Here is a 6,714-nt window from a genome sequence, read left to right on the forward strand (position 1 = left end):
CACAACATATCGGTCATCGCTACCTACCGGCTACCCGCCTTCACACCCTGGAACCCACACAGATCGAGAAGGAACCTCACAAGATCACGGATAAACCACTGAACGGCGTGTTCCGCTTGTTGCTTGCATTGTCTATCGGCCTCGCTGCTTTTGCGTCGCCTGACGCACAAGCTGCAGCGTTCGAGTGGGAAGCGGTAGGGAATACGGGCTTTTCAACAGGGACCGCGCAATATACGGATATTGCGTTCGACAGCGGCGGCACGCCCTATGTCGTGTACACGGACGGGGATCAGACGGATCAAGCGACGGTAAAGAAATATAACGGGACGAGCTGGGAAACGGTGGGCAGCGCCGGTTTTACGACCGGAACGGCCACTAACGTTCATATTGCCATCGACAGCGGCGGAGCTCCCTATGTTTTTTTCAAGGATGGGAGCAGCGGAGGCCTGGCAACGGTGATGCGGTATAACGGAGCCAGTTGGCAGGTGGTAGGCAGCGAGGGGTTTTCGAACTCAATCATTTATTCCTCGGATATCGCGATTGATGGCAACGATGTCCCGTATGTCGTGTACGTGGATTCCAGTACTTCGTATAAGCTCGTGATGAAGAAGTGGGACGGCGCGAGCTGGGTTACTGTGGGCAGTGCGGGATTTTCTTCGTCTAATGCCTCATCTCCGGGCATCGCGTTTGACAGCGGCAATACACCCTATGTGATCTATTCGGACAGTGATGCCACGGTGCAGAGATTTAATGGTTCCAGCTGGGTCACCGTGGGAATCGGTGGATTTGCAGACGGATTTGTTCAGGGAGTGGATATTGCGTTGGACAGCAATGACATTCCATACGCTGTCTATGTGGAAGACTCAACGAGTGAAGTCGGCGAATATAAAACAACAGTAAAAAAGTATGACGGCAGTTGGCAGTCAGTCGGTAGCGAGAGGTTTTCGGTCAGGGCCGGCGGGGCCGTGGATATTTCAATAGACAGTAACGGTGCGCCTTATGTCGCGTACACAGAGGATAGTACAGCTCAAACGATGGTGAGCGTGTATGATGCGCCCAATGATGTCTGGGACCTCATGGGCGGCGGATCTGTTTCTCCTGGTGCCAGCAACCATACGAGCATTGCCATTGACAGCAATGATAGGCCCTACGTTGTGTACATGGACGGTGCCAATGGCAATCGTGCAACGGTGCAGCGTGCGGTACAGAAATATGCCGTCAGCTACGATGGAAATGGCAATGACGGCGGGAATGCACCTGCCGACGCGTTGTATGAGGATAACGCCAGCGTAACGGTATCGGGCAATACGGGGAGTTTGACCAGAACGGGCTATACGTTTGCAGGCTGGAACACGGCGGCCGACGGAAACGGAACGGATTATGCGGGCGGCGACACGTTCACGATGGGCGCGTCGGATGTGACGTTGTACGCGCAGTGGACGATCAACGACTACACGGTGAGTTATGCCGGCAACGGGAACGACGGGGGAAGTGCTCCCGGGAGTAGCAACCATGTGTACAACAGCAGCGTAACCGTATCGGGCAACACGGGGGCTCTAAGCAGAACGGGCTATACGTTTGCGGGTTGGAATACGGCGGCCGACGGAAGCGGAACGGACTTTGTCGGCGGGGATACGTTCACGATGGGCGCGTCGAACGTGACGCTGTATGCGCAGTGGACGATCAACGACTACACGGTGAGTTATGCCGGCAACGGGAACGACGGAGGAAGCGCCCCCGGGAGTAGCAACCATGTGTACAACAGCAGCGTAACCGTATCGGGCAACACGGGGGCGCTGAGTAGAACGGGCTATACGTTTGCGGGCTGGAATACCGCGTCGGACGGAAGCGGTGCGGATTTTGCCGGCGGGGATACGTTCACGATGGGCGCGTCGGATGTGACGCTGTATGCGCAGTGGACGATCAACGACTACACGGTGAGTTACGCCGGCAACGGGAGCGACGGAGGAAGCGCGCCCGGGAGTAGCAACCATGTGTACAACACCAGCGTGAGCGTATCGGGCAATACGGGGAATTTGAGTAGAACCGGCTATACGTTTGCGGGCTGGAATACTGCGTCGGACGGAAGCGGAGCGGGTTTTGTCGGTGGCGATACGTTCACCATGGGCGCGTCGAACGTGACGTTGTACGCGCAGTGGGCGATCAATGACTATACGGTAAGCTTTGACGGCAACGGGAACGACGAAGGAAGTGCGCCCGGGGCTGGCAGCCATGAATACGATAGCAGTGTGACGGTGCCCGGCAGCGGGACGTTAAGCAGAACGGGCTATACGTTCGCGGGCTGGAATACGGCCGCGGACGGAAGCGGGACGGATTATGCGGGTGGCGCTACGTTCACGATGGGCGCGTCGGATGTGACGTTGTACGCGCAGTGGGCGATCAATGACTATACGGTAAGCTTTGACGGCAACGGGAACGACGAAGGAAGTGCGCCCGGGGCTGGCAGCCATGAGTACGATAGCAGTGTGACGGTGCCGGGCAGCGGGACGTTAAGCAGAACGGGCTATACGTTCGCGGGCTGGAATACCGCCGCTGACGGAAGCGGGACGGATTACGCGGGTGGCGATACGTTCACGATGGGCGCTTCGGACGTGACGCTGTATGCGCAGTGGACGACTAATGCTTATGACATCGATGTCACGGCCAGCCCGGAGGAAGGCGGCAACGCCAGCTGTGATCCGAATCCGGTGGATCATGACGGCAGCAGCACCTGTACCGCTTCTGCGGCTGAAGGCTACACCTTCACCGATTGGAGCGGCGATTGCACAGGTAGTGACTGCGTGCTGGAAGATGTCACCGGGCCGCAAAGCATTACTGCGAATTTCGAGCCCATCAGCTACGCTGTCACGCCCTCTGCCGGTGATGGTGGCAGTATCAGCCCGGTGACGGCACAGACAATCAACCACGGCGACAGCGTGGACTTCACTCTGACGCCGGATACGGGCTACAGCATTGGCGAGGTCCGGGGCTCTTGTACCGGCAGCCTGTCGGGCGACGTCTACACCGCCGGGCCTGTTGAAGCCGACTGCGGCGTTGAGGCCAGCTTCACGCAGGATCCGGCGGACGGCCTTTGCGGGGCGGCCGACGCCGGTGTCCTGACCGAAGCCCCCAGCGAGAACCTGTGCGAGGCGGGCAATGCCTCGGAGGTCACCGGCGAGGGCCCGTGGGACTGGAGCTGTCAGGGTGTCGCCGGCGGCGCCGATGCCCAGTGCTCGGCCGAGCTCGAGCGCCATGCCATTGCCACCTCCGTGACGCCGGTCGGGGCCGGCACGCTGACCTGCGATCCCGACCCGGTCGGCCACGGCCGCGACAGTGTCTGTACGGCCGACGCCGGCGAGCAGTTCATTTTCGAGGGGTTCGAAGGCGACTGTGATGCCGTTGACGCCCAGAGCTGCACCCTGACGGCGGTCACCTCGGCCCGCAGCGTTGTGGCCCGGTTCCTCCCCGTGCTGGTCGGTGACAGTCCGAATGCCGATCGCCCCGGCGAGATCCAGGCCGTTGCCTCGGGCGGTGGGTCGGGTCAGTGGATCTTCGACCATGCCGAGAGCCAGGGCTACATCGCACCGGAGAACGCCGGTAGCCCGCCGCCGGAGGGTCTGGAGTTTCCGTTCGGCCTGTTTGGCTTCGTGCTGGTCGATGGCGAGCCCGGCGCCAAGGCCACGGTGGTCATTACCTATCCAGAGCCGTTGCCGGCCAATACGGCCTACTGGAAGTACGACCTTGGCGCCGACGACTGGTACGAACTGCCCCCGGAGCACTACCAGGTCAGCGGCAATACCGTGACCCTGCAACTGACCGACGGCGGCGCCGGCGACCAGGACGGCGTAGCCGACGGGCGCATTGTCGACCCTGGTGGCCTGGTCATCACTCAGGCAGCAGGCGATCCGGTGGCGGTCCCGGTCCTGTCCCGGCATGGGCTGCTTGTCCTGGCCGCCCTCGTGCTTGTTCTCGGCGGCTTCCATTTCGGCCGATACCGGGTATCGCAAGGAAATCGGGACACCCACGATCTTCGTGGTTGAATCAGCCTGGTCGCGGTCGGCTGGTCATCAGGATCTGCTGAAATTAGTGCACAAGTGGCCGCGATTTGGCGTGTCGAGCAGTCCGCGGGCTGCTCGACGCCGAATTCGGGCACGGGCTAGCGATGGGAGCGCGGAAGGGCACCGTTACCTCTACACGTGCCTGGTCATTTTGTTCAGCCACCCGGGGAATCGGGCACGGTATTTGCCCAGAAACGCTGACAAATGCGGATGCCGCCTTCGTACCAGCAGGTTGGTGACCTCGATGGTCAGCCACACCTGAGCAATGATCGTCTGACGGGCCAGCTCGACCGGGTCCACGGACGTCGAATCACAGCAGGCCAGGTACCGCCGGGCGAGGTCCCCAACGGCAGCCCATGGCAGCAGGCCGGGAATCAGCGCAGCCAGGTCGATGCCAGGGCTACCGGTGCTGAAACGCTCCCAGTCGAACAGCACCACCGTCCCGTCCTGCCGCCGTCCCCAGTTGCCGATGTTGGCGTCACCGGATAGCAGCGTCCGCGGCTCGAAAATCGTGCCCTGGAAAGTTTGCAACCGCTTCAGTGTGTGCCTGTCGCGGGACGAGAGCTGCAGGCAGTCGGCGGCCAACACTGTCTCCGCGTCGGTCCAGGTATTGCTGAACAAGGGCACGCCATCCAATGGAATCTCCGAGGCATGAATCCGCGCGAGCTGACGGAGCACGTCGGGGCAGTCATAGTCCGTCGGGGCGAGGGGATAGGGCACGAATTCGAGCACGAGCAGCCGGTTCGCCACATCCACGCGATGCGCCCGCGGCATTTCCACACCTCGTGCGCGAAGGCGTGGCGCGGTCGAGTCATAGAATCGGCATTCCGTGAGCGCCGCACCGGATTTCCTCACCAACGGCGTATCGCGGTCGCGAAGAATCTCGACCGTCGCTACCCCCATCTGCGAGACATCGTCCGGTGATATCGCACGTATCGTTCTTGTCCGCATGCCGTATTGGTGTCCTGGCTGCGTAGTTGAAGATCTATTCGGAATCCACGCCCCTATGAGCGGCGATGGGTCGGCCTCCTGCGGATTAGAGGCCGATAAAGAAAACGTCATAGTTGATTTTGGTATTTTCGGGGTTGGTAATACAGTACTTCCATCCGGAACGGGGCAATCTATAAAACCCATGTCAGCTAGATGCCTTTGTCGCGACGGAAGCGTCGTCTAAACTTCTACTGTGCAATTAGATATGAGCAAAAATTGGTGACTATAGTGGTGCTTGCGCTGATCAATTCTTAAGACGTGGATTGGATTAATGGTTCGGTTTGAATTGCTCCGGCAAGCGCTGCTGAGTCTGATATGAGGTCACTTAGAAGACAGTGGCAACGACGACGTCCTTAGGTTGGACGCGCTTTGAACGCTGTTGCGCATAGATGTCCGCGTGCATGCGGCAAAATCATGGGTGGAGGTTGTTGTGGATATTTATGAAAATGTGCAATTGATCGGTGGTCAAGGTGGTGTGCCTTTCAATTGTACAGGCGGGTCCAATGGAAAGGTTCTGGAAAAGATTGGAGTGTGGGCTGGTGAATGGCAAATAAAGGCAATTCGTGTTTGGTTAACGGATGAGACCCCGGAGACCTATGGTAATCCGTCAGGTTCATATAAAGAGTTCGCTTTCGATCCTGGGGAGCGCATTACCAAACTTAGTTTATGGGGCAACGGCGCCGGTACGCGAACCGGCTGGATTCGTTTTCAGACGGACAGAAATCGCACCTTCGATCATGGCATGACTAAGTGGGGAAAAAAGCAGGAGTACCCCATCAATGTCAGTTCGGGTATTTGTGTGGGCACGATGGGGAGCGCGGGAGCGGACATTGACAATATGGGTTTCGTGTTTCTGAAACCCATTGAATATTCTCAACTAAAGGACGTATCGTATCCAACTTTGGCGTTGGAAACAGCAGGGATCATGCCAGAGACCTTGGATCAGTACACCGATAAAAATACCGGCAATGAGTCGAGAAGCTGGAAGTTCAGCGGCAGTAGAACGGTTACTACTTCATCTTCATGGTCCTTTACTGATGGACTAGAAGTTTATAGTGAGGTATCTGTTAAAGCTTCAGTCCCTGAAGTTGCGAGCGTAGAGGGAAAGTTTGGGTGGAAGGTGAGTTCCTCGGCCACTCATCAAACGTCCAGCTCCACTGAACGGACCCTTTCATGGGAACAGTCAGGCACTTTGGGGCCTGGTGATTCCATTTCTTTGACGGCGCTAACTAGAAAGGGGAGTATAGTGCTTCCTTATGAGGGGACAATGGAAGTGAGGTTGAAATCGGGGTATGTGTTTACTTACCCGGTAAAAGGGATGTATGAGGGGGTGTCGTATACGGGGGTTGAAATAACGGATTCATAGTTTGACTAGTATCGCTTTGGTCATGGATTAATGACCTGTTGTTCGGCTGCAAAAATCTGAATTGGTGTTGCGCATTTTTTAGGGCTTGCCGGCCCGCCGATATCCGTCGTGGCGATCGGTGCGCGCCGTGAGCTATACGTCCGAATATTCGCGGAATGTTGGGCCCGGCAATAATGGCTATGACATTTAATGCGCCTTCCAGGTTTTTTGCAGCTTATGGTTACTAATCCTTTAGAAAGTAATGTCATGTGCAATCGTGTATCGACAAGCTGGGTGATGGAAGAACGATTGCACCAATTG

The 6,714-nt window shown here is 57.8% G+C and carries 4 protein-coding genes; 2 read left to right on the forward strand and 2 right to left on the reverse strand.

Going from position 1 to position 6,714, the window contains the following annotated elements; translation table 11 throughout:
* Window positions 1–107: 107 nt before the first annotated feature.
* Complete coding sequence (locus tag ACPEES_RS22650) at window positions 108–4,040, forward strand: InlB B-repeat-containing protein (protein ID WP_435106650.1); 3,933 nt, start codon at window positions 108–110, stop codon at window positions 4,038–4,040.
* 150 nt (window positions 4,041–4,190) lie between these two features.
* Here ACPEES_RS22650 and ACPEES_RS22655 read toward each other — a convergent pair whose 3' ends face one another.
* Complete coding sequence (locus tag ACPEES_RS22655) at window positions 4,191–4,961, reverse strand: phosphotransferase family protein (RefSeq protein ID WP_435106652.1); 771 nt, start codon at window positions 4,959–4,961, stop codon at window positions 4,191–4,193.
* 517 nt (window positions 4,962–5,478) lie between these two features.
* Here ACPEES_RS22655 and ACPEES_RS22660 point away from each other — a divergent pair.
* Complete coding sequence (locus tag ACPEES_RS22660; RefSeq protein ID WP_435106654.1) at window positions 5,479–6,414, forward strand: jacalin-like lectin; 936 nt, start codon at window positions 5,479–5,481, stop codon at window positions 6,412–6,414.
* Window positions 6,415–6,434: 20 nt separating this feature from the next.
* Here ACPEES_RS22660 and ACPEES_RS22665 read toward each other — a convergent pair.
* On the reverse strand, window positions 6,435–6,714 hold a 280-nt coding region (locus ACPEES_RS22665; RefSeq protein ID WP_435106656.1), incomplete at its 5' end, for a hypothetical protein.

The sequence above is a fragment of the Arhodomonas sp. AD133 genome, from assembly GCF_051195215.1.
Classification (GTDB): domain Bacteria; phylum Pseudomonadota; class Gammaproteobacteria; order Nitrococcales; family Nitrococcaceae; genus Arhodomonas.

Excerpts from the sequence above, each read along its gene's own strand:
- ACPEES_RS22655 (WP_435106652.1), bottom strand. The coding sequence starts at position 4,961 with ATGGGGGTAGCGACGGTCGAGATTCTTCGCGACCGCGATACGCCGTTG.